Source organism: Wukongibacter baidiensis, assembly GCF_050888315.1.
Taxonomy (GTDB): domain Bacteria; phylum Bacillota; class Clostridia; order Peptostreptococcales; family Caminicellaceae; genus Wukongibacter; species Wukongibacter baidiensis.
The window spans coordinates 2,292,927-2,316,769 of the sequence record NZ_CP138202.1 but is presented as its reverse complement, the minus strand read 5'-3'; the positions used below and the strand labels follow the sequence as shown (position 1 = coordinate 2,316,769).

Annotated in this window: 21 protein-coding genes; 15 read left to right on the top strand and 6 right to left on the bottom strand. The window is 32.9% G+C overall.

Annotation, left to right across the window (positions count from 1 at the left end; all coding sequences use genetic code 11):
* Positions 1-126: 126 nt before the first annotated feature.
* Both R9X47_RS10505 and R9X47_RS10500 read left to right on the top strand, forming a co-directional pair.
* On the top strand, positions 127-303 hold the full coding sequence (locus R9X47_RS10505) for a hypothetical protein (RefSeq protein WP_432667618.1): 177 nt from the start codon (positions 127-129) through the stop codon (positions 301-303).
* Between the two features lie 332 nt (positions 304-635).
* Positions 636-1,562, top strand: a complete 927-nt coding sequence (locus R9X47_RS10500) for a right-handed parallel beta-helix repeat-containing protein (protein WP_432666775.1) — start codon at positions 636-638, stop codon at positions 1,560-1,562.
* A gap of 39 nt (positions 1,563-1,601) precedes the next feature.
* Here the strand turns inward: R9X47_RS10500 and R9X47_RS10495 are convergent, their stop codons facing one another.
* Complete coding sequence (locus R9X47_RS10495; protein ID WP_432666774.1) at positions 1,602-3,041, bottom strand: sigma-54 interaction domain-containing protein; 1,440 nt, start codon at positions 3,039-3,041, stop codon at positions 1,602-1,604.
* Positions 3,042-3,503: 462 nt separating this feature from the next.
* On the opposite strand from R9X47_RS10495, the gene R9X47_RS10490 reads away from it, so the two are divergent.
* Together R9X47_RS10490 and R9X47_RS10485 are read left to right on the top strand one after the other, a co-directional pair.
* Positions 3,504-4,649 carry a hypothetical protein gene (locus R9X47_RS10490; protein ID WP_432666773.1) on the top strand — a complete coding sequence of 382 codons (1,146 nt, stop codon included), beginning with the start codon at positions 3,504-3,506 and terminating at the stop codon, positions 4,647-4,649.
* Between the two features lie 220 nt (positions 4,650-4,869).
* Positions 4,870-6,342 (top strand): sodium:solute symporter family protein, encoded by a 1,473-nt coding sequence (locus tag R9X47_RS10485; RefSeq protein WP_432666772.1) that lies wholly within the window; start codon positions 4,870-4,872, stop codon positions 6,340-6,342.
* A gap of 257 nt (positions 6,343-6,599) precedes the next feature.
* Here R9X47_RS10485 and R9X47_RS10480 read toward each other — a convergent pair whose 3' ends face one another.
* On the bottom strand, positions 6,600-7,946 hold the full coding sequence (locus R9X47_RS10480) for a sigma-54 dependent transcriptional regulator (RefSeq protein WP_432666771.1): 1,347 nt from the start codon (positions 7,944-7,946) through the stop codon (positions 6,600-6,602).
* A 374-nt stretch (positions 7,947-8,320) separates the two neighbouring features.
* On the opposite strand from R9X47_RS10480, the gene R9X47_RS10475 reads away from it, so the two are divergent.
* The 4 genes from R9X47_RS10475 (at position 8,321) to R9X47_RS10460 (ending at position 12,191) form a co-directional block, all read left to right on the top strand.
* Positions 8,321-8,716 carry a GrdX family protein gene (locus R9X47_RS10475; protein WP_432666770.1) on the top strand — a complete coding sequence of 132 codons (396 nt, stop codon included), beginning with the start codon at positions 8,321-8,323 and terminating at the stop codon, positions 8,714-8,716.
* Between the two features lie 57 nt (positions 8,717-8,773).
* On the top strand, positions 8,774-10,060 hold the full coding sequence (gene grdG, locus R9X47_RS10470) for a sarcosine reductase complex component B subunit alpha (RefSeq protein ID WP_432666769.1): 1,287 nt from the start codon (positions 8,774-8,776) through the stop codon (positions 10,058-10,060).
* A gap of 15 nt (positions 10,061-10,075) precedes the next feature.
* A complete protein-coding gene (gene grdF, locus R9X47_RS10465) occupies positions 10,076-11,386 on the top strand; it encodes a sarcosine reductase complex component B subunit beta (RefSeq protein WP_432666768.1) in 1,311 nt (436 codons plus the stop codon).
* 289 nt (positions 11,387-11,675) lie between these two features.
* On the top strand, positions 11,676-12,191 hold the full coding sequence (locus R9X47_RS10460) for an HIT family protein (protein WP_432666767.1): 516 nt from the start codon (positions 11,676-11,678) through the stop codon (positions 12,189-12,191).
* Positions 12,192-12,323: 132 nt separating this feature from the next.
* Here R9X47_RS10460 and R9X47_RS10455 read toward each other — a convergent pair whose 3' ends face one another.
* Together R9X47_RS10455 and R9X47_RS10450 are read right to left on the bottom strand one after the other, a co-directional pair.
* Positions 12,324-13,808: an ATP-binding protein gene (locus R9X47_RS10455; protein WP_432666766.1), complete on the bottom strand. Its 1,485-nt coding sequence runs from the start codon at positions 13,806-13,808 to the stop codon at positions 12,324-12,326.
* On the bottom strand, positions 13,809-14,486 hold the full coding sequence (locus tag R9X47_RS10450) for a response regulator transcription factor (protein ID WP_432666765.1): 678 nt from the start codon (positions 14,484-14,486) through the stop codon (positions 13,809-13,811).
* Positions 14,487-14,686: 200 nt separating this feature from the next.
* On the opposite strand from R9X47_RS10450, the gene R9X47_RS10445 reads away from it, so the two are divergent.
* Genes R9X47_RS10445 through R9X47_RS10435 form a run of 3 tightly spaced genes read left to right on the top strand, consistent with a single transcriptional unit; the run spans position 14,687 to position 17,832 of the window.
* Positions 14,687-15,373 (top strand): polyphosphate polymerase domain-containing protein, encoded by a 687-nt coding sequence (locus tag R9X47_RS10445; RefSeq protein WP_432666764.1) that lies wholly within the window; start codon positions 14,687-14,689, stop codon positions 15,371-15,373.
* A gap of 35 nt (positions 15,374-15,408) precedes the next feature.
* A complete protein-coding gene (locus R9X47_RS10440) occupies positions 15,409-16,077 on the top strand; it encodes a DUF4956 domain-containing protein (RefSeq protein ID WP_432666763.1) in 669 nt (222 codons plus the stop codon).
* Positions 16,078-16,089: 12 nt separating this feature from the next.
* On the top strand, positions 16,090-17,832 hold the full coding sequence (locus tag R9X47_RS10435) for a CotH kinase family protein (protein ID WP_432666762.1): 1,743 nt from the start codon (positions 16,090-16,092) through the stop codon (positions 17,830-17,832).
* A 284-nt stretch (positions 17,833-18,116) separates the two neighbouring features.
* Here the strand turns inward: R9X47_RS10435 and R9X47_RS10430 are convergent, their stop codons facing one another.
* Positions 18,117-18,959, bottom strand: a complete 843-nt coding sequence (locus tag R9X47_RS10430; RefSeq protein ID WP_432666761.1) for a UPF0489 family protein — start codon at positions 18,957-18,959, stop codon at positions 18,117-18,119.
* Positions 18,960-20,330: 1,371 nt separating this feature from the next.
* Positions 20,331-20,474 (bottom strand): hypothetical protein, encoded by a 144-nt coding sequence (locus tag R9X47_RS10425; protein WP_432666760.1) that lies wholly within the window; start codon positions 20,472-20,474, stop codon positions 20,331-20,333.
* 769 nt (positions 20,475-21,243) lie between these two features.
* On the opposite strand from R9X47_RS10425, the gene R9X47_RS10420 reads away from it, so the two are divergent.
* The 4 genes from R9X47_RS10420 to R9X47_RS10405 all read left to right on the top strand — a co-directional run bounded on the left by R9X47_RS10420 (position 21,244) and on the right by R9X47_RS10405 (position 23,714).
* Entirely contained in the window at positions 21,244-21,519 is a 276-nt protein-coding gene (locus tag R9X47_RS10420; RefSeq protein WP_432666759.1) for a hypothetical protein, read from the top strand.
* Between the two features lie 202 nt (positions 21,520-21,721).
* Positions 21,722-22,153, top strand: a complete 432-nt coding sequence (locus tag R9X47_RS10415; protein WP_432666758.1) for a MarR family winged helix-turn-helix transcriptional regulator — start codon at positions 21,722-21,724, stop codon at positions 22,151-22,153.
* Between the two features lie 50 nt (positions 22,154-22,203).
* Entirely contained in the window at positions 22,204-23,277 is a 1,074-nt protein-coding gene (locus R9X47_RS10410) for an NADH:flavin oxidoreductase (protein WP_432666757.1), read from the top strand.
* Between the two features lie 134 nt (positions 23,278-23,411).
* The gene (locus tag R9X47_RS10405) at positions 23,412-23,714 is read left to right on the top strand and encodes a DUF1330 domain-containing protein (RefSeq protein ID WP_432666756.1); all 303 of its coding nucleotides are present in this window, start codon (positions 23,412-23,414) and stop codon (positions 23,712-23,714) included.
* The last annotated feature ends 129 nt before the right edge of the window (positions 23,715-23,843 follow it).

The window sequence follows — 23,843 nt, the reverse complement described above, 5'->3', positions numbered from 1 at the left end:
GTAAGTATGGAGATAAAGATAGACGAAAAAGTAAAGGATTACATAAAGAACAAAAATAAAAAAACTTTAAAAATTGATTTTCGTATGGTAGGATGCTGAGCTAAACTGCCAGTTCCATACGTGACTATGGAAAGTCCTGATAATGAAAGTAACTATGTAAAGGTTGAGTGCCAAGGAATTGATGTATTCCTTGATAAAAAAATAAAATCCGAAAAGAATCTTATAACTATAAAGCTTTCTGGGTTCTCAATTTTCAAGACTATTGAAGTCTCTGGAGCGTACATTAATTCTTGGAGAAAATAAAAAATAATTCTCAGACGAGGGGACAGGGACGGTTTGGAGTGACCCCATTTTAGTGTACACTTTGGGTATGATAAATTTATAAGATTTTTTATGGAAAATGATTAGGGTCTGACTTTTATAATTTTGTTATTTCTATTTCTAAGGATAACGAAATTATAAAAGTCAGACCCTGATTTGTTAAAGAATGAGTTACATCTATGCATTTGAGAGTTTGAAATTTGAAGAGTTAATTGAAATTGTATCCCGAACACTTTTACTTATGTGCTCATATAATATAGAGGATTACTTTTCAATTCATTTATATCTCACATGAAAGGAAGGAGTAAAACAACATGAATAACCATGAAAATAAAGAGATCAAATATCATTCTTTTGATCCAAAACCAATGAAAAAAATGAAAATAGAATTAGATAGTAAAAACCTTGTAGTACCGACTGATTTCCTAACCATTCAGGATGCTGTCAATGCGGCTAAACCTGGAGATACGATAGAAGTATTGGAAGGCGTTTATTTCGAAAATGTACGCATTACTACAGATCGTATTACGATTCAATCCAGAGAAGATGAAACTGTAGTTTTAAATGGAACTGGTCTAAGTGGAACTGGATTCGAAATTGAACAAGCTGAAGGTGTTAGAATACGAGGCTTTTTTATTATAAATTACTCTACAGGAATTTTTGTTGGAGGCAAGAACCATTTTATAACGGATATTGTTGCAACAGAAAACTCTACTTTTGGTATAGTGATTAGAGGTCAGAATCAAACGGTAGAGGACTCTGAATTTTTTGCAAATGGTACTGCAGGTATCAATGTTAGTGATAGAAATCATATGATTAGAAATTGCAGTTTTGGCAGAGAATTCATTGGTATTGCTAATGTTTCAAGCGGTGCAATTTGTAACAATATTTTTAATTGCACAATTATAGGTTCATCTATAGGTTTCTTATGGGGAGCTTTGGAATCTAACGATAATGTAATTTTTAAAAATCTTTTATTTGAAAATGAATATGGCATCGTCATGCATAGTTCGAATAATACAATTCGAAATAATATTATACAAGGTCAAAAACAAGATGGAATTGATATTTTATCCGATCAAATAACTGTGGAACAAAATATTATATCTGGTAATCAAATCGGTATTACTATAGTAGGGGAGAATAATAGTATCATTAAAAACACGATTATAGGTAATACATTAAAAAATATTGTAGACAACGGGAAAGATAATAAAATTGACAATACATCCTCGTGTTAAGCTTATAAAACTCTTTTTATCACAATAAATGACATTTGATTAAGAACTTAAATCTAATTGAATATTAAATTTTCTTAGTCTATAATCTAAAGTTTGCCTATTGATACCCAATTTTTTTGCGGTTTTTGCTACATTTCCTTTATTTTCTTTTAAAGTTTTATCTATTATACTTTCTTCTACATTTTCTAGAATAGTTTTTATATCTGTTGTTTTTAATTCACTTGTAACGTGTTCTAAGAGATTATTACTTTCTAAACTTTCTAATTCTATACCTTTATAACTATCTACTATAAAAGAAGGTATATGTTTTTTTTGGATAAAATTCTCTTCACCCATTACTATCAGACTATGTTCAATAGCATGTTCTAATTCACGTACATTCCCTGGCCAAGAATGATTGTAGAAAATTTCTTTTACTTCTTTTGAAACTCCTAGAACTTTTTTTGAAAAATTTTTATTATATTTTTCTATAAATTCTTTTACTAGAAGATCTATATCATCTAATCTTTCTCTTAAAGGAGGTATATTAACTACTACTGCTCCAAGTCTATAAAATAGGTCTCTTCTTATTAAATTATCTTCTATAGCTTTTAAAGGGTGAATATTTAAAGCACTTAATACTTTTGTATTGACTATTCTTTCTTTTATTTCACCTACTCTTCTAATTTTACCTGTTTCTATTACTCTTAAAAGTTTAGATTGTAAATTTAAACTCATTGAATTTAATTCATCTAAGAACAACGTTCCACCATTTGCTTCTTCAAAAAGACCAACATGATCTATAGATCCAGTAAATGCTCCTTTAGAAGTACCAAACAACAGACTTTCTAATAAGTTTTCTGGAATGGCTGCACAATTTAAAGATACAAAGTTGCCTGTCCCATTACTTGCATTATGAATGCTTTGGGCAAATAGCTCCTTTCCAGTACCAGTTTCACCATATATTAGAATATTGGTATTCGTTTTGGATGCCATTTTAGCTATTTCAATATTATTTCTTAAATTTATATTTTCACCTATAATATTATTAAACGTAAAATCCGCTATTCCTTCAGATTTTTTGGCTTCTTTAGCATCATTTCTATGGAATATATTTAACATTTCCTTATGTCTTGTAATATCTTTTGTAATAGTTAACACTCCAACCATATTACCTTCTTGCATTAAAGGATAAGAACTGCTAACGGAAGAAACTCTTTTCCCAAGAACTGTAACATAATCCTGATATACATTTATATAGTCTTTTTTATTTTTAAGTGTTCTTAAAGTAGAGCTTATTTGCTCTTTTATTTTATACACTTCAAGAAAATGTTTTCCTATCACATCTTCTTTTTTCATTCCATCTAATTTTTCACTAGCCTTATTATATAAAACTATTTTCCCTTCTATATCTATTACAAACACACAATCATCCAACAGATTAAATATTTGAATATAAGCATCTGTAAAAGTCATATCTTTTACTTTTACTATATTCATATATTATCCCCCCTAAGTAGATTACGATTTAATATAATTATGCTATAACCATGTTCATTATTCAACAAAAAAGCAAAAAATTCATAGCTAATATAAGAATTTTTTGCTTTTTTTAAATTGCAAGCTATTTTACAATTTTTCAATATGTTGTTAAATCTTACAAAATAGCTAATTGATAAAAAATTAATTAGTTGGCATAGAAGTTGCTTTTATAAAAGTATAACAAGTGAACCACAAAGTATTATAGTGATTTCTTACGTGTTAAAGTAACGCTAAGAAGTACATAGTATTATTTTTAAACATTATCCTAATGTATATTGCTAACAATGTGACTTAATACATAAATCGCTTACCTAATAAATTTTATATTGAAGGTTAAATTGATTTGTAATTCTGCATAGCTTTGCAGACTTTCAAATAAATGCAGTTAACTATAAATAAAAAAATTTTGGAGGGGTATGAATGAAAGTAGTAAACTCATGGAACGATTTTGATCCGTTAAAGCACGTGATTGTTGGTAGAGCAGATAATTGTTGTATTCCACCGTCTGAACCAGCATCTAAAGCTAAGGTGCCTTTAGATAGTCCAATGCGTGGTATGACAGGTCCTCGTCCGCTAGACACTGTTGAAAAAGCTAATGCACAACTTGATAATCTAGTAAAGATTCTAGAGGATCATGGAGTAAAAGTTGATAGGCCAGAACCTATACAATGGAATCAAGCTGTTGTTACACCACATTTCCAGACAGGAAGTATGTTTGGATGTATGCCGCCAAGAGATGTTTTATTAACAATTGGTAGCGACATTATAACTGCTCCAATGTCCTTTAGATCAAGATACTTCGAATATCTAGCATATTCAAAAAATTTACGTACATACTTTGATCAAGATCCAGATTTTAGATGGATTGCTGCTCCTCGTCCAGAATTAGGAAAGGCAAGTTATGACATGCATTATTATGATGGAGATATTACTGAAGAAGTTCTGTTAGAACGTACTGCAAATCTAGAGATGGTTACTACTGAACATGAGATTTTATTTGATGCTGCAGACGTATTACGTATAGGTAAAGACTTATTTGTACAACACGGATTAACTACAAATAGAAAAGCTATGGACTGGATGAGACGTATGTATCCAGATATGCGTATACATGCAGTAAACTTCCCAGGAGATCCATACCCAATACATATTGATGCAACATTTACACCTTTAAAACCTGGTGTTATCTTAAACAATCCTCATAGACTTCTGCCAAAAGAACAAAGAAAGATCTTTGAAGCAAACGGTTGGGAAATAATTGAAGCTGCAATGCCAGCACATAAAGAACCACCAGCACTTTGCTATTCAAGTGTATGGTTATCTATGAACTGTTTAGTTCTAGATCATAAAACTGTATTAGTAGAAGCTAGTGAAACTGCGCAAATGGAACAAATGGATAAACTTGGTATGAATGTAATTCCAGTGCCATTTAGAGATGCTTATGCATTTGGTGGCGGATTACACTGTGCTACTGCTGACGTTTATCGTGAAGGTAAATGTGAAGACTACTTCCCAAATCAAGTTGAAGATCCAACATTAGTAACATTTGAAAATAAAACTTGGTAAAATTGGATATAATTACACTATGAAGAATGAGAGTCAGAATTTTAGTTATCTGGCTCTTATTGTTTATGCTCCATAAAATGGATTTATAAGGAGGCAATAAAATGACTGGTTCTTGGACTATGGATGGATTTATTATTGGATGTATTCTTCTTATATTAATACCATCAGCTGTATGGTTTTATAGAGAGATATATTTAAAGAAAAGTGGTGATACAAATTGATGAACTGGATTATATTAATTGTAGCATCAGTTGGATTAATCTCCGTTGGCGCACTCTCTAATCGAAAGATAAAGAAAGCTACAGAATCTGGTGAAGGCTTTTTATTGGGAGCAAAACAGATAGGTGCTTTTGTAGGTGCTGGTACATTAATGGCAACAGGCTATAGTGGATGGGGGTTTATTGGTTCTCCTGGTACCGCCTATGCTTATGGTACGATTGAAATTTTTGCAAACTTTTTATTTGCTCCTGCAATTGTGTTTGGAACGTTGATGTTTGCAGGTTTTATGCGTAAGCAAGCTGAAAAATCTGGTGGACTAACAGTTCCTGAGTATATAGCAGTAACCCACAGGGGTACTGATAAACAAAAGAGAATAGTGCATTTTGTTGCAGGTATAGCAACCTTTGTTTTCCTTTCAGTGTACATAATTGGTCAAATTAGAGCCGTAGGTCTTGTAGCATCTGAATGGCTGGGTCTTAGTCAAGCATTAGCAGCAGTGATATTAATGGTTGTTGTTATTATTTTTACAATGCAAGGAGGACTTTTAGCTGTAGCTATTACAGATACAATTATGTGTATAGGAATGATTATAGCTTCTATTATTGTATTTTTTACAATTACAAAGGATATAGCTATAGTAGATTTATTAACTCAGGTGGGTAAACTAAAAACTGAATTCATAAATCCTACTTCATCGGTTCCTTATGGTAATGGAATATATAGTGTATTCTTGGTGTTTATCTATGCACTTCTTTTTACCACTACTTTACCTTATATGTCAGTGCGTTTTCTATCCTTCAAAGAAGATATAAAGATACACACTATGGCTTTAATAATGGCGCCTATAGGTATAGTTTTAAGTTTGATTCCAATTACAGGTATTTATATGTATTATAAGGATCCTAACTTGGCTAACCCAGATAGTGCCATGCCAGTTTTCTTAAATACCTTTTTACCACCTGTCTTAGGAGGCATGATTACACTATTTATTTTATTCGCAATGCTTTCAACAATTAGTTCAGTTTTACAAGCATTGGCTTCTTCGTTATCTCATGATATGTATGTATCAGTTACTAATAAAAATTCAAAACATGGTGATTTGTTTAACCGCATAGGAGTACTAGCAACTGCTATATGGGCAATATTTTTAACATTCTTAGCTCCTCAAGGAATGCTTAATCAAATAGCTTATATTGGTACAGGAGGTTTAATATCTGCCTTTGTAGGTCCGATAATCATGCGTGTATTTGTTGAATCGGATTTACGTACTTGTCTTAGCTCTATGCTTGTAGGATTCTTTGTAAATGTTATTTTAGTATTCCAATTTGAAGTTGGTTGGGTAGAAGCACCAATTTTAGCTGGTTTAGCAGGATCTATTGTATATTTAGTTATGGGATATATCACAAATGGTGGGGCAAGAAAGCCTAAGAATCTTGAATTGAGCGCTAGTGTGAAAGGTTCGATAGAAAATTAAAAATTTCTATTGGTTCTTGTGAAAACTGTATAAGAAAAGCTTACAAAATATGAAGTTGCCATCATAAAAGCTATTGAAGACGGTAAAGAAGCAATGAAAGAATTTATTCAACTTAAAGACGAAGAGTTCATCTATAGTACTAAGAACAAAGGATAATAATTGACCCAGTAAAACATATAAGAATTATGAGAAGCGTATAAAGTTTGTTTAGTTTAATGGACTTTTATACGCTTCTATTTTTTGTTTTTATTTCAGTTTTATTTCTTTATATTATATTCATTTATTTTATTAAAAAGATGTCTAGTACTTATATCAAGCTGTCTAGCAGCTTCTGCTACATTACCATCTGTCTGTTTTAAAACCCATTCCAAATATTTTGATTCGGATAGTTTCTTGAATTCTTTAAAGGGTTTAACTTCATTGAAAGAATTATCATAGCTATTATTTTGACTTTTTCTTATTGCAAACATTATAGGTATACCATCCTTTGTGATAGTTCCATTTTCAGAAAATACAACCATTCTATCAATAATGTTCTTAAGTTCTCTAATATTACCGGGATAATCATATGAGTATAAAAACTTTTTAACTTCCGGTTCAATGTTTGAAATCTTAATACCATGTTCAGTTTGAGCTTTTTCCAAAAAGAAATTTATTAAACTTTCTAGATCTTCCTTTCTTTCCCTCAAAGTAGGCACTTTTATAACAATTGTACTTATCCTATAAATGAAATCTTCACGGAAGTTATTATTTAGTATTTCTGATTTTAAATCTTTATTTGTAGCAGATATCAATCTAAAGTCTATCAAAGTGTCAATATTACTACCTAATCTTTGAATAGTTTTTGTTTCTATAGCTCTTAACAACTTTACCTGTGTAGTTAAGCTTATATCTCCAATTTCATCAAGAAACAACGTTCCTTTATTGGCTATTTCAAATCTACCCTTTCTTGCCTTTGTTGCCCCTGTATAAGCTCCTTCCTCATGTCCAAATAACTCGGACTCAAGTAAAGTATCAGTAAATGCACTACAATTAACAGCAATAAAAGGCATGGCACTTCTTTGGCTGTATAGGTGTATATATTTTGCTGCTACTTCTTTACCTGTTCCTGATTCGCCAACAAGTAAAATATTAGCATTTGATCTAGCAACCTTTAGACAAAACTCTAACATCTTATTATATTTTTTATTCTTACTTTCGAGTAAGTAGTTAGTCATTAACGTCTTTTTAATTGAATTTCTATTGGTGTGAGATTTAATTGCTTTGTTAATTGCTTTAATTAGAAAGTCTTTTCCTTTGTTTAGGGGAATGTACTCGGCGGCACCTTGAGAGATTGCAATTCCTGCATCCTTATATGTAGGTTTATTTGTTGTAATAATTATTTCTGTATCAGGATAGAGTTTAGCAAAATTGCTTAATGAAATCTTCTCTTTCCAAATATCAAAATCAGAAATTAGAATATCATAATTATGGTTTGAGGCTTCATTAAAAGCCTTTTCAACGGTATTACAATAAAATGTATTCAAATTCATGTTAGATAGGGTTGAAAGAAAATCATTATAATATTTTTTATTTGATGAAACTACTAAAATATTGATATCCATATTAACATCAATTCCTTTCGACGCTAATCGCTTAACATATATCTATGTTGAACAGATAATGTTCCTTTGAGCTTTAATTCCTATTTTCAAAATTATATCATGAAAAATAATTCACGCACAAGAAAAAAAGTTCATGGACTAGCAACGATATATATTGATTGATTTTAAGCTTAAGAAACTGTGGATAGGTTATCAACTGCCTATTTCAGTCAATATAACTACTAAAAAAATAATTGGCATATTTGTTGCATAATACAAAAGTGTCCTATATTAGGTAAGAGATAAATAGAAATTAGAAGTAAGGATAAAATTTCGACAGGCAGTAGAGTTCTTTGAGCGATATATAAGTGAATTTTAAGGTTAGAGGTGAGATTATGGATATATTGATCATTACAAATAATAGCTTAGTTCATGAAAAATATAATAAAAAGTTTGAAACCATGTATTTATGTGAATATACATATTTAGAAATTTTAGAATGGGTTAGAGATAGGATTCACAAAGGACATAAGCTGTTGACACATCCCCTATCTGGAAGCATAAAACCAAATGAAACCCCTTTTAAATCCATTGTTATAGGTAAAAAGAAAGGAAATTTAGATTTTGATGGTTTATCCATCATAGAAGAGAGTATTGCTTCCGCCCAAAAATTTATTAAGGGTAAAGCTACACCCCTTTGGACAGAGAAGGTAAGGGATGATTTTAGATTAATTGATTGCTCGATTATTAGCAGTGCCATTAAATCTATGAGTGGAAAATATATTGGATAGTTTATGGCAGTCGTGCTAAATGCACAAGGCTGTTAAATATATAAGGAGGTGGCTTTATTGCGTTTAGAACTTGGAAAAATTGAAATCACTGATGTTCAATTTGGCGAAACAACAAAAGTTGAAAATGGAACGCTTTATGTTAACAAGCAGGAATTAATTGACATTGCAATGGAAGACGATCGCATTAAGGATGTAGATGTTGAACTTGCACGCCCAGGAGAATCAATAAGAATTGCTCCAGTAAAGGATGTCATTGAACCAAGAGTTAAGGTTGAAGGTTTAGGAGCTATATTCCCCGGAATGGTTAATAAAGTAAAAACTGTTGGTTCTGGACGTACCCATGCATTAGTAGGTGCTACCGTTCTTACCTGTGGGAAAATCGTGGGATTCCAAGAAGGCATTATTGATATGTCTGGTCCTACAGCAAAATATACTCCATTTTCTCAGACATACAATGTTTGCATTGTTATTGAACCAAAAGAAGGGCTTGAGACCCATGCATACGAAGAAGCTGCTAGAATGGCTGGCTTAAAGATAGGAGCCTTTGTAGGAGAAGCTGGTAGAAATATTGAACCCGATGAAGTGGTTGTTTATGAAACGAAACCTCTTCTCCAGCAGGTAGGTCAATATCCAGATTTACCAAAAGTCGGATATATACATATGCTTCAATCCCAGGGATTACTTCATGATACATATTATTATGGAGTAGATGCAAAAGAGATGGTTCCTACTTTCATGTATCCAACTGAGATTATGGATGGAGCGATTACAAGCGGCAATTGTGTTGCACCTTGTGACAAGGTTACTACATTCCATCATTTAAATAATCCAGTTATTGAAGATCTTTATAAAAGACATGGTAAGGATTTGAATTTTGTAGGGGTTATTTTAACAAACGAAAACGTATTTCTAGCTGATAAGGAAAGATCTTCGGATATGGTTGGAAAATTTGTTGAGTTTTTGGGACTAGATGGTGTGATTATTACGGAAGAGGGTTACGGTAATCCCGATACAGATTTGATGATGAACTGCAAGAAGGCTACAGAGGCAGGGGCTAAGGTTGTTCTTATAACCGATGAATTTCCAGGTAGAGATGGAAAATCTCAATCATTGGCAGATGCTGTTCCTGAAGCAGATGCTCTTGCATCTTGTGGAAATGGTAATGTAATTGTTGAGTTTCCACCAATGGATAAAGTAATAGGTACCTTAGACTATGTGGAAACTATGATAGGTGGATATGAAGGTAGTCTAAGACCCGATGGAAGCATTGAGGCAGAGCTTCAAATTATTATAGCCTCTACAATTGCTAACGGCTACAACAAGCTAACGGCTAGAACATATTAGGAAAGGAGGAGAAACATGAGTAAATTAAAAGTCGTTCATTATATTAATAATTTCTTTGCTGGAATTGGTGGAGAAGAAAAGGCGGACATTCCTCCACAAGTAATAGAAGATATAGTAGGGCCAGGAATGGCGCTAGACAAAGCCCTTGGAGAAGATGCTAAAGTAATAGCTACAGTAATTTGTGGAGATTCATATTTTGGTGAAAATTTAGAAGAAGCTGAATCAGAGCTTCTAGAAATGATTAAGCAATACGAACCAGATTTATTCGTTGCTGGTCCTGCATTTAATGCTGGAAGATACGGTGTTGCATGTGGTTCGATTGCAAAAGCTGTAGAAGAAAAACTAGGTATTCCAGCAATTACTGGAATGTATGTAGAAAATCCAGGTACAGATATGTTTAAAAAAGATTTACATATAATAGAAACTGCAAATTCTGCTGCAGATATGAGAAATGCAATACCGAAAATTGCAAAGCTTGGTTTAAAGCTTGCAAAGGGTGAGGAAGTTGGACCACCAGAAGAAGAAGGATATCATGTAAGAGGTATAAGAATAAATTATTTCCATGAAAAAAGAGGCTCAGAACGTGGTATTGAATTATTGATGAAAAAGATAAAAGGTAAGGAATGTATAACAGAATATCCTATGCCAGTTTTTGATCGTGTAGAGCCTAATCCGGCTATTAAAGATATGTCAAAGATTAAGGTGGCGTTGGTTACATCGGGAGGAATTGTACCTAAGGGAAATCCTGATAGAATCGAATCATCTAGTGCAACAAAGTATGGAATATATGAAATTACAGGTATGGATTTACTAACCCCTGATGAATTTATGACGATACATGGTGGATATGACCGAGCCTATGTATTAAAAAATCCAAACTTAGTAGTTCCTTTAGATGTTATGAGAGATTTAGAAAGAGAAGGCGTTATTGGTGAATTGGCAAATTATTTCGTTACAACCACAGGTACTGGTACCTCAGTAGGAAATGCAAAGGGATTTGGTGAAGATTTCTCTAAAAAATTGGTTGAAGATGGAGTTGGAGCAGTTATCCTAACATCTACCTGAGGTACTTGTACACGTTGCGGTGCAACGATGGTAAAAGAGATTGAAAGAGCAGGAATCCCTGTAGTTCATATTGCTACAGTAGTACCTATATCATTAACAATCGGCGCAAACAGGATTGTACCAGCTATTGGTATTCCTTATCCACTAGGTAATCCTCATTTGGGAGAGGAAGGAGATAAGAAAATAAGAAGAGCTTTGGTTGAGAAGGGGTTAAAGGCTCTACAAACAGAGGTTGAAGACCAAACCGTATTTGAAGATTAATCATACATTTTATTGAAACAGCCTACTTAGATAAAGGGACAGGGATTTGTCTGAAATCAAAGATAAGTCCCTGTCTCTTTGTCTGTTATATGCAGCGCAATAGACTTTTTCTATTGTAGGTTATATTAATTGGTAAAATATTACTAAAATATGATATGATATGAAAAGAATGACTAATGTACATAGATTTTTGCAAACCTTGGTTCGCAAATGCACTAGTTGTGAGAAAGTTATTACTATAGAAATTCAAGTATATGACAGACGTTAGAGTTGAATGGAGAGTGAACAATTGCGATTAAGAGAGTTATCAGAAGAAGATAGACAGGCACTACAAGAAAGATACACAAAGATAAAAAAGTTGCAAGATGATGGTATTTGTTTTGGGTGTTATAACTTTGAGCATGGTGATGTTTTTCCTGATGATGGATTAATCATATACGAAGATGATTTGATTAGATGTCAATTTGAAAAATACCCTAGAGCTACTGGGCAAACAATAATCGTATCAAAAGAACATTATGAAGATATTTCAGAGATGCCATTGGAACTAGGGACATATATATTGAAAATGTCAAAAGAGATAATCAAAATTCATAAAGAAATATTAGGTGCTGAGAAAGTTTATATGTGCACAATTTGTGATGGTAAAAGAAATCACCTGCACTTTCAATTGTTTCCACGTCTAAAAGGTGAAGATGCAGGATATATTCATTTTGTAAAAGATGAAGGTGTTTTGATAGATTATATGGAAACAGCAGAACTATATAGAGAAAGACTACGTGATTTTAATGGAATCACGAAATAAAATGATTTGAGACTAGCTAACTAAAGTCGATACTTTCTTAGAAAAAGTATTGGCTTTGTTAGCTAGTCTTTGTTTGACAGTCTGTATTCCCTTTGTTTGATACTTCCTTATTGTATTAAAAATAACATCACTCTAATCAGCAATATCCAATTCGAACCAGAAAGTAATCCCACTGCCTTCATATCTTACCCCATAGTCATTTCCGGAGGCTTCTTGAATGGCTTTGACGATAGATAGACCAAGACCATGACCGCCACTTTCCCTTGTTCTTGCTTTATCTCGTTTGTAGAAGCTATCCCATAATTTTTCAAGCTCGGCATCGTTGATGGGCTGACTGGAGTTATATACTTCTATGCGTACTGTGCTATTCTCCTTTAAAAGAGTAACACAAACCGCTTTACGCTCATCTACATACTGAATGGCGTTATTAAGGTAATTTGTAAGTACCTGCTCGACTTTAAATGAGTCAGCATAAACCTCCGTAGGGCTGATAAGATTGAGCTTAACATCAATATGGTTCTCCTTAAATCTAGGAGCGTACTTTTCCATGATATATTCAACGAAGTCAACAACTTCAAACTCTGATTTATACAGTATTTCATCGCCAAATTCTATTTGATTGATGTTTAATAGGTTTTGAACTAAATGATTCATTTTCTTTGATTCATCAACTATGACATCACAGTAAAAGTCAACTCGATCATGATTCTTCGCTACATTTAACTTAAGACCCTCGGCGTAACCTTGCATAAGTGCTAGCGGAGTTTTGAGTTCATGGGAAACATTATTGAGTAATTGTTTTCTCTTCTCATCTATTCTGATTTTTTCTTTAATCTCTTGCTGAAGCTCCGTATTGCTGATATTTAAAGAGTGAATAGTATTATCAAGCTCAACGGACATTTCATTTATACTATGGGCAAGCTGACCAAGTTCATCACTGGATTCTACTTTACATCTGGTATCAAAGTCTAGCTTTTTCATGCGAAGAGTAGCTTTATTCATCTCTAAAATTGGCCTTGTAAAAGAGTTAGAAACAACGTAAGCAAATATCATAGCGATAATAAATAGGATTAATCCAACAATAATTAAGAATTCATTGGCTAAAGCCACACTTGTATCTACTGAAATAAGGGGTAGTCGTAAATCAATATAGTGACCATTTGTTAAAGAACCTGTTAGAATTAGATTTTCACCACCTGTAATAATATCCTTTGCCCAAATAAATTTTATTTTGTCATTAATATATTCTTCGTTTCTTATTTCTACTGGAGGAGGAGAGCCCTTTTTCTTGTTAGGATCTGGCATTCCACCGAACTTTTTCTTGAAATTTTTATCTAACAAGTAGGATTTAGAAGAATAAATAATATCTTCCCTAGAGATATAGATTAATATGTCAACATTGGAGGCGTTTTCAATAGAAACAAAACTGGCTAGACTATCTTCATACTCTGAGGTATCGAGGACATCAATCTGCTGATAATAGTCAATTAGTTGCGCCTTCTTCTTATTAGTATAATAAGGAGGCAGTAAGTAGGTGTTGGCTAAGATTAATAAACCGATGAAAAGAACAATCAATGTGCCTATCTGTATGAAGAGTTTTTTCTTAATAGAGTTCATCTAGATCACCTCAAATTTATAACCATATCCACGTTGTGTATGAATATAGCAACCGCAACTTTTTAATTTAATCCGTAGCCTATTTATATGTGTATCCACAGTTCTGTCGGTTCCTTGATATTCATAACCCCAAACCTGATCTAATAATTGTTCTCTTGATAAGACTTGGCTTTCGTTTTGGATCATATATAGTAAGAGATCATATTCCGTCTGACTTAATTCAACTGGGTTTCCAGTAGAAGTAACTTTATGCTGCTTAAGATGAATACAGAGATCGCCTTTTATGACTTCTTCACTGCCACTTTTCAGCCCATAGGTTCGCTTAATTAATGCATTGACACGGGCTACAAATATGGTTGGACTAAAGGGTTTTGTAATGTATTCATCGGCTCCTGATTTAAAACCGTTCAGTTCATCGGGTTCTTTATTTTTAGCTGTGAGCATTATAATAGGTACTTCACTAACTTCCCTTATAGCTTGACATACTTCCCAACCGTTATAATGAGGCATCATTACATCCAATATAACTAAATGAATCTGTGAGTCTTCCATAAAAAGGTCAATAGCTTCTTTACCATTGGAAGCTTCAATAACTTCATATCCCTCAACGGATAAAAAGTCAGAAACTAAAATTCGCATTCTCGTCTCATCATCTGCAATGAGGATTTTTTTATTCATTTTTTTCACCTATCTTTTGTTAATCTTTTCTTTCCTTATATTATCTCAATTTAATGTTACATTTATATCACAGGATATACAATAGATTTTTTTTAGGCTGTGATATAAATGTGACATTCAGAGTGTAAAGTATATGTTAAGTTAAAGATTTGTAAACACACTTGTGTTTGAAGTAATGATCAGAAAGGAGGATGATTGAAGTGGCGAGAAAAAGACATGAGTTAAAATATATGGTTAGCCAGCTTGACTATTTAGTTTTAGTTAGACGCCTTGAAAAGGTATTGAAAAGAGATCGAAACAGTCAGGGGAAGAGTTATTCTATTACTAGCCTTTATTTTGATGACTACGACAATCAGGCCTATAAAGAAAAAATTAATGGTGAAGCTTTTAGGCATAAATATCGTATTCGTTATTATAATGATGATTTAACATATATAAAGCTAGAGAAAAAATCTAAGATTAACCAGATGACAATGAAAATCTCTGAGCCACTATTAGTTGAAGAAGTAGAAAAAATATATGAAGGTGATACTGAGTTTTTATTGGCTAAAGAGGGATATCTTTATCATGAGTTTTATAGGCAGCTGAATCATGGGTTACTTAAGCCAAAGGTAATTGTTAGATACGAAAGAGAAGCCTTTACCCATCCAATAGGAGATCTAAGAATCACCTTTGATAAGAATGTAAAGACTGCCAATTGTCAAACAATGATCTTTGATGAAAATATCCATTTTACACCGGCAATAGAGTCTGAACAGGTAATCGTAGAGGTGAAGTTTAATGGAGTCTTACCTGACCATATAAGAAGCTTAATCCAGACAGGTCATGTAATGCAGGCATCTTCATCTAAATACGTTTACTCAAGAAAATACAATAGTTGTTTTTAATAATAAAAAAATATATATATTAAGGAGGAATAAATATGTCATTTCAAGATATATTTAAAACAGGATTTTTAGAAAATACCACTAGCATATCAGCAGTATCTATTGGTATAACATTATTTTTAGCTTTCATGATAGGAGCATTTATCTTTCAAGTTTACAAGAAAACCTATCAGAGCGTTGTGTACACAAAGAGCTTTAACATATCATTGGTTATGATGACAATGGTAACAGCCCTTGTAATTTTAGCCGTTACGTCTAATGTTGTTTTATCCCTAGGTATGGTTGGTGCCCTAAGTATTGTTCGTTTTAGAAGTGCAATCAAAGACCCTATGGATATAGTGTTTATGTTTTGGTCAATTGCAGCAGGAATTATTACTGGAGCAGGCTTCTATCTACTTGCCGTAGCTGGTTCTCTAGTTGTAGGGATCATTATTTATATGTTAACAAAAAATGTAAAACAAGAGACACCTTATATGCTATTGGTTAGCTTTGCAGATGAAGCAGCTGAGCTTCAGATATTAGATGAGATTAAGGTAACAGTTCCTAGATACTTTGTGAGATCAAAAACTGTTGATAAACAAGGTACAGAGCTTACAGTAGAATTAAGAATTAGAGATGGAGAAACAGCTTTTATTAACGAGATAAATAAGATTAAATCTGTATCAAATGCTATGCTTGTGAGTAGCAATGAATATTCAGGATAAGAAGGTGATCCTATGAAATGGACAAAGATAGTATGTACTTTTTTATGCGTTTTCCTCCTACTACTATCCATTGATGGAGGAATCGCACAAAGTACTAAATCAATGAATGAAGAGAATGGAAACACAATTGATAGGGTTATATTTCCCCATGATGAAGTGGTTGATGTTTATATTGATATAGAAGAAGAGAGTTATAACACAATGATTGACAATGCAATTTCGGAAGAAACCGTCATGGCAGATATAACCTATAATGGTTACAGCTTTAGCAGTGTAGGTATAAGGCCAAAGGGCAATTCTAGTCTAAAATCCGTAGCAAATTCTGATAGTGAAAGGTTTAGCTTAGATGTGGATTTAGACTATTATATAGATGATCAAAGCTTATATGGTGTTACAAAACTTAATCTCAACAATTTATTCAGTGACCCAACTATGATGGCTGAGTATTTAGGTTATGAGATGTTAGACGAGCTAGATGCAGATGCATCAAGGACAACCTTTGTAGCCTTATATATTAATGAGGAATATCATGGTTTATACCTAGCTGTAGAGCAGGTTGATGAAGCATTTTTAAAAGAGCATTATGGAAATGCAACTGGCGAGCTTTACAAGCCAGAGATGGGTATTGGAAGTGATTTGGCATATATATCAGACGATGGTTCAGACTATACAGGATTAGAGCCTAAAAATCTTTCTACCAATGGAAATGAAGCAATTACTGAATTGATTAAAAGTATAGAAGAAGGCGACGATCTGGAAAGCATACTAGATGTGGACTCTTTTCTGAAATACTTAGCAATGAGTACCGTAACAGTTCACTTAGATTCTTATCAATCTGGTATGTTCCACAATTATTATTTATACAATAACAATGGAACCTTTGAGTGGATTTCATGGGATCTCAATATGATTTTCAACGGATTTCCTAGGTCGAAATTAACCGATGAGGATGCAACAAAATTTCTAATCGATGAACCTGTCGTAGGAGCAATGGAAAACTATCCTCTTATTGAAGCAATCTTTGAAAATGAGGAATATGTAGAGCGCTATCACGACTATATAGAAATTTTGCTCGATGGATATCTATCAGAAGATCAGTTTACTGATAAAGTTATGACAACATATGAGATGATTAAAGACTACGTAGAAATTGATCCTACTTCATTTTATACCTATGAAAAATTTGAAGAGGCACTATTTCAAGATACAGAAAAAAGTTTAAGTTTGCTAAGCTTTGCAAGTCAAAGAAATGAAAATATCAGGAATCAGGTTGAAGGCACTATTCCAAGTACCAACGACGGTCAAGGTAATGCGGGTACAGGAAGTGGAGGCATGAGTGGTAAAGGAGAAATGGGTGGTCCTCCACAAATGGGAAATGAGAAACAAGGAGGCAAAAAAGGCGGCATGATGAATGGCCTCCCACCAGGGATAAATATAGAAGACATACCAGAAGAATTAAGGGAATACTTTGAAAATGGTGAGATGCCACCGATAGAAAAAATCATGGAATTCAAGGATGAATTACCTGAAGGATTAATACCTGATGGTAAGAATTTTCCTGATGGACAGAAAGCCAATGGAGGAGATCGTCCAATGAAGGAAAGACAAGGACAACAAGCTAACGTAGGAGATCGTCCAATACAGGAAAGACAAGGTCAGGAAACTACCACACCAATTTCATTAGTCAATATAGGCTTATTGGTAATAATGTCATTAGGTATGATAGGATTTACTTATCATCTAAAGAAAAAGTAGATTAAACAAAAATAAGTAGCTAATATACTGATTGGACGGTTCTCTCGATATGTTTTGAAGTGATGAGATTATTAGAGAAAAACGATAGAGATATGGAAAATGAAGCAGTAGCAAGAGATAAATAAAAGAATATAAAGAAAATGCCTATGACAGTTGTCATAGGTTATTTTTATGGAAATCTCTACATTTTGCAGAATAGTAAAATAAAACAAAGGTGTTTTGTAAAAGAATAAATTAGTAAAGTCGGATCCTAACCCTCCATAGACTCTAATACAATGACTTCTTTAAGATATAGCAATAAGTTCTTTTGTGTTATTGGATTTAGGGAATTTAAAGCTTTTATTACCTTCTGTTCTTTCTAGAGCATTTTCTATATGCGCTAATAACTTTTCTAAAAGATAATGCTCATTTATATCATCATCCTTTTTTTCTAACTCAACATAATATCCTTCCGTTGCTATAGTAACTATTTCTGCATTGTTTACTAAATAGTTAAAAACAGACATATCCACGGCATTGATAGCTTTTTTAGTATGGAAGCAATCTAAATCAATATCTAAAATAAATTTCTTGTTTATTCTATTCGAGACAAAAAAGCCAGGTATAAACTTATTTATCTTATTTAGTTTAAACAATAGTTCCTCTCCTTCTATTACCTTATCATATACATCAATTTGGCACTCATCGTCATGTGAACTTTTTTTACATTTGCTAGTGCAGCAAGGATCTATATAGTAAATTTTACTATTGGAATAATCTCTACAAATACCTGCATTCAATAGGCTAAATACTACTGCGTCTGATATCATCCCTGTTTGTAAAGCAAAATCTATATGCTCATCATTACAAAGTCTTTCTAATGATGATGCAATTGCACTTGACTCATTTATATCTACATCTGCTATCAATTGATCTCTTACGGGTTTCCATTCTAGGCCAGCAACCTTACGGGAATGCCTACCAAATGCACTACGGGTATCTATATGGTGGTCAAAAGTTAATAATACTGGTGCAGTTTCATTATTAGAAGCATATTCTGACCATGGAATTATAACTTCGTGATGATTCTCTACAATATAAATTTTCTTCCCTTTTACTACTTTTTCAGTTACTATATCTGTTTTCAACAATAATCACTCCTTTAAAAACGACCTACAAGTTTCAACGTTAAATAGCATATCACATCCTTAATAAAAGGAAAAGTGTCGTTTTTTGGTTTGATTAGAAATGATTTGGGATCTGGCTTTTATAATTTTGTTATTTATATTTATTATGATAACGAAATTATAAAAGCCAGACCTTGATTTGTTCTATAAGAAGCCTTATATCCTGTTCGGTTAAGTAAATAGGTAATTTTTGTTCCTCTTTTGGAGCATGAATGGGTAACATAGGATTTTTCTCAATGTATTCAGTTTCCAGAAGATACTTAAAAAATGAAGATAGAGAATGTATTTTTCTTCTGATAGTATTTGTTTTATAACCTTTATGTAGTTTTAAGTAAGATAAGGTTGTCTAAAAATTCTTGATAACACAAGTCAATAATCACACTATTTCCCTCCTAAACTATGCCTTTAAACTAGGAAGAAAGCATTAAAAATAACTCTGGTTTTTGCAATTAAACATATTCAGAAGAAAAGTTCTGTGTTTTTAATAAAAATGACTAAAAATACTATTCCTTGCAATTAAGTTATTTCAATGTTTTCACGGGAAATAGGAGTATGGGTTTCAGACAATACAGAACTCGGCTTATAGATTTGCTTGTTTATTGAAAACACTAGGTTTTGCATCTAGTGTTTTTTATTTTGCCACCGGAAAGCAAATTAGTTAGTTTATCAGTAGCTTTTTTCTGTATTTCCAGGCTTACATAAAGTCATATTCCTTACCATCATAAATATTTTTTAAATAGTGTAGACCAAAGTTAAGACGGCTTTTACTCTGAGCTTTTTTGTGACGCTTTAATCAAAAAAGAAAATCTCAAAAAATATAAAACAATTATTAAAAGATGCTTTTGACGATAATGTCTTCAAGACGTTAATCAGAATAAATGGTCAAATTGAATATTCTCAAGATGAACAAATGGCTGTAGTTCACTATGATAAATCGTGCAACGCTTATATAGACTACATGAAATTAGCAAATGAGGTGATAGCACATGAACAGTAAAGGAATACTGCAAGGAATCAAGGATATAAATAAAACTTCAAAACAAGAAATAAAGGAAATGAAAGAATAAAGAAAACTTACCCTTTAGATACTAGCAACATAGAAAAACTATACATCTTAAAAGGTAAATTTACAGCACAAAAGAAAAAGATCGAAAATATAGTAAACGATGCTATAGCAGAATCCTACGAGAAATATAAATAGACGGGACAACCCGTCTATTTTTTATGCTTTTTTATACTGAGTGCCCACAAAAAGAAGTTCAACGAACTAAAAAATGAGCTTTACCCTTACCAATTAGAACACTATTAAATTTAAAAATGTTAAAGTAAGTTTTATAGAGTCTTGTCAGTGATTACCTCATGGGCAGGGCTCTTAAAAAATTTTTTAAAGAAACCAAATCCAAAAAAATACATTGGAGTTAAGGTAAGTATTAGAGTTGATGCTATAAGTCTGTTTCTCAATTCTTTTTTCATCATTAAATAGCCTCCTTCTTCATATTAAATTGTCACAGAATTAGTAAGCGGATATTGTTCACCATTATTTCACAATTTATTATTATGTCTAATTATATACAATATTACCTATATTAGCAAGTGTACTTTCTAAAATCTACCTAAAACTGCTACTTCTACTTACTTCGTTGAAGTGGGAGTACCCTCGCCCAAAATGATAGATACGGTATTCTTCTTATCTCTTTTATTTATGTCAAGTATGAAAATCATATGTGTATATAGTATTATTAGAGTATCGCAACTTATTTGTTTTTTAAAAGTTACAGATAACTTATATTTAGCGCAGAGACAATGGAAACTCTATGTTTCACGGAATAAAAATTTATGGGTGGCAAGTATCGAGTTTGCCATTGAAAGCAGAATATAAAAAGATATAATAAAATACAGCAAATTATTTTTGTAGTATTTCCAATGCATTGAGATACATATAGTAATAAAAAAAAAGAATTCTACGCAATACAGAACTCGGCTTATAGATTTGCTCGTTACATATACTGATGAGACGGTTCTTTCGATATATTTTGAAGTGATGTTATGATTAAAGAAAAACAAAATGGATTTGGGGTCTGGCTTTTATAATTTTGTTATTTATATTTATTAGGATAACGAAATTATAAAAGCCAGACCCTGACTTGTTACAGCAACTGTCTCTATATCTCTGGATGTACTTAATGTATCCAAATTACTATCTTACTCATAAGATATATTGAAAAAAAAGGAAGGGAGGTTCATTATGAAGAATAGAGTTTACGATATTTTTATTCTTGCAGTTAGCATAGTGTTAGCAGGTGTTGCCATTGCATTTGGAGTAGAAATAGGCAGTGCTATAATAGCATATGCCCGAAATCCTTCATTACAGGAGCAAATTCTGGCAATGCTCAGATCTGGTCTACTAATAACTTTTGTCCCTTACTTTTTATTATTGATTACATTCCTTTTCTGGAAATGTGTAACCTTTATTTGTAGACAACCGGAATGTAAGAAGTGTAATGGCAGATATTATGATTAGGATACTTAGAGATTGAGTGGAGATTACACCTAATAGATGAAAAAGCGATTAGCCAACGAGAATTTTAAAACTCTCATTGGCTAATTTACTATATTTCAGCTGTTCAATCTTACTAGAAAAAAATATCTTTAACTCAAGATATTTGACGAAGATTAAAATATAGTGTAATATATCTTTAAGTCAAGATATTCAGGAGGGAATAGTGTACGAAAAGGAAATGAAACTTATGGCAGCTTTAAGAAAACTTTATAAAACTCTGGATGACTCTTTATCAAAGCATCTTAAGGAACTAGGTATTTCAACTACTGATTATCTAATCTTAACTGTTTTGGAAGATACAGGACCTATTCCGATGCAGAAACTGGGAGACCATTTATTAATAACCAGTGGAACAATAACCTATGCTACCAACAGAATAATTAACAAAGGGCTGGTTATGAAGATTCAGGATAATGAGGATAAGAGGAAGTTTTTCTTAAAATTAACTGATGATGGTTACGATATGTTAAAAAAGGTGAACAAAGAACATTTACCTTATATAAGCAAAGTTTTAGGCTCATTTTCAGGAGATGAACTTGATGAGATTACTGAAACTATAAAAAAACTTGGTGCTTCTGTAGAAAAAAATAAATAAATTTTTTTAAGGATATATCTTGAACTCAAGATATGTAAGGAGGTTTTTAAATGAAGTCATTATATGAAAAAACTTTTCTGGGTGGAATTGAAGTAAGAAATCGTTTTGTACGTTCTTCAACCCACGAGGGGATGTCTTCTAATGGAGCTGTTACTCCAGACCTTGTTAAGCTGTACACGGAACTGGCCCAAGGAGAAGTGGGTTTAATCATAACAAGTGGAGTGGAAGTAACGGAAGAAAAAGCGCTTGCTAATTCACTGAGCATCCATGATGATTCCTATATTAGATCTTTAAAGGAACTTACTAATGCAGTTCATGAAGCAGGTGGGAAGGTGATTTCTCAACTTGTACATGGCGGGTCAACAGTGCTCTGGGAAATTGATTACGAACCCATAGGTCCATCAGCGATTCAAGATCGATTCTCGAAAATTATACCCAAAGCAATGTCTAAGGAGGATATTGCAGGCGTTGTAAAACAGTTTAGCGATGCCGCTCTACGTAGTAAAGCAGCAGGTTTTGATGGTGTTCAGATTCAAGGAGCATTTGGATTTTTGCTCAATAAATTTTTATCACCATACTATAACAGAAGATCCGATGAATATGGTGGATCCATTGAAAATCGATCAAGAGTACTAGTCGAGATCAGAGAGGCTATCGCAAAGAAATGTGACAGAGATTTCCCCGTATTCATCAAATTGTCCATTGACGATTTTATGAACGATGATGTGAAGGGGCTTGAATTCCCGAATGGCAAAGAAATTGCAAAGGTACTGGCAGAGTCAGGATATGACGCTATTGAAGTCAGTGGCGGGATTGTAGGTGAAGTAGGAGGAGCAAGGAGACCGACACCTAACTTTGATGGAAGGGAAGCCTATTTTAAAGAGCAGACCATCGAAATTGCAAAGGAAGTTGGGGTCCCTCTTATTGCTACTGGCGGTATTCGTACAGAAAAGGTTGCTCAAGAGCTTATAAACTATGATCAAATCGAGGCTGTTTCTTTCAGCAGACCATTCATTTCCGAACCCGATTTGGTTAAGCAATGGAAAGAAGGTGCAGAATCAAGATGTACATCATGCTATCAATGTGGTCAACCTGATGGAATTAGATGTATTTTTAATAAATAATAGCTTTTGTTGGGAGTTGGGTTTTTAGAATTCTAAGGACTTTATCCCTTTCAAAGGATTTGATGATATATCAAGTTAGGCAGACAATATCTTTGAATCAACATATTTAAATAAAGGATAAAAGGAGGAAAATTATGTCAGCATTAATGGTTGCATTTGTTAGGGTTCATGACTTGGAAGCTTATAACCGTGAGTATCTTTCTGTTGCGCACCCCCTTATTGTAAAATATGGAGGTAAAGCACTAGCAGTATCTCAGAAGGTAAAACATTTACAAGGGTCTCTTCCAGAAGGTAAGTTTGTTATCCTAGAATTTCCAAGTATAGAACAAGCTGAAGCTTATTACTATTCCCCTGAACATCAAGCAGTAACAGAAAAGGGAAAAAAATATTTTAGCTCAGATAGTATTATTGTAGAAAATGAACTTCACAAAGGTTAAATGTAATAATTAACCTAGATATGTGTGAGACACCTCTTATAGTTTGGAGGTGTCTCTTTAATGTGTAGTAAGTTATGAATCAGGAATGATTGGGGTCTGGCTTTTATAGTTTTGTTATACTAATAAATA